The sequence below is a fragment of the Oscillibacter sp. UBA6647 genome (assembly GCA_002455655.1).
Lineage (GTDB): Bacteria > Bacillota > Clostridia > Oscillospirales > Oscillospiraceae > Oscillibacter.
Genome location: DKLF01000120.1, coordinates 3,077 through 4,120 on the forward strand (window position 1 = coordinate 3,077; position 1,044 = coordinate 4,120).

Annotated in this window: 1 protein-coding gene and 1 pseudogene; both read right to left on the minus strand. The window is 49.9% G+C overall.

All coding sequences use genetic code 11. The features are described 5' to 3' along the window. Positions 1–822 (minus strand): annotated as a pseudogene (locus B2W96_RS08900) (hypothetical protein); the annotation flags it as partial. A gap of 10 nt (positions 823–832) precedes the next feature. Next, a partial coding sequence (locus tag B2W96_RS08905) for a hypothetical protein (protein WP_293009937.1) occupies positions 833–1,044 on the minus strand: 212 nt, incomplete at its 5' end.

Genomic DNA, 1,044 nt, shown 5'->3' on the forward strand with positions numbered 1-1,044 from the left:
CACCAGCAAAAGTAATGCGGACCCGCCGACCAGTGCCGTTGCGTCTCCGCCCTGAAGCTTAAATACCAGCATTGCGGCGATATTTCCCAGATAAACGATGGGCGTCAGCACAGCCATCAACGGTGCAAGCCGCCCCACGGCTTTCATTTGAACTGCATCCATGTCAACTGTCTGCACGGGCGAGCTTCGCATATCCCGGCAATAGCATAAAAAGGCCGCTGCCGCCGTTACCACACACATAATGGCCCACAGCGGCACCGACTGGGACATCATGGTTCCAACATCCGTTCCGGCCGCCTTGGCAGTGATTGTGGGTGCGCCTTGAATAAAAAAGTCACCCGACAGCGCCATACCGTGGCCGAATATGTTCATAACAACCGCCGCCCAAAGAACGGGCATTCCAGTTCTTACAGCCATTGGCAGCAGCAGTGTTCCCACCAGTGCCACCGCGGGGGATGGCCATACGCAAATAGATACAACAAACATCACGAACCCAAGAATAAAGAAAGCCGACCTGGGTCCTCCCATTCGATTTTTCAGAGAAAAAATCAGCATCCGATCCGCTCCAATGGAGATGAGGGACCGGCTCATGGCCACCACCAATGCAATGACCACAATAATTCCCAAGAACTCTGAGCCCGCCCAGACTAACGCGTTAAACAAGGTCTGAATTGCGCCAATTGGACTTCTGGTTACGATTGCGCCAAGCAACACGATGCCAAGCGCACATGGAATTACAATGCTTTTTTTGCAAGCCATGACCACCAGAAATATAACAATCAGCACGAGATATGAAACATGTATCAGAGAAAGATTTATCATAAGCTACTCCTTACTTTTGAAGTCTGTAAGAATAGTTCATACTATGTGCATGGGGCCTGTCGCGTGTGGATGCCATAAACTGCAATTCAATCAGAGAAAGGCGGCAACAAGTGCCGCCAAATTTTTCGCCTCCACGCACTTGCCGTTTCGCATGGTTTTTTACTGCGGCATGCCTTTTCATTTGGAAAAGCAACGGATACCAAAAAACTTTTTCAAAGCAAA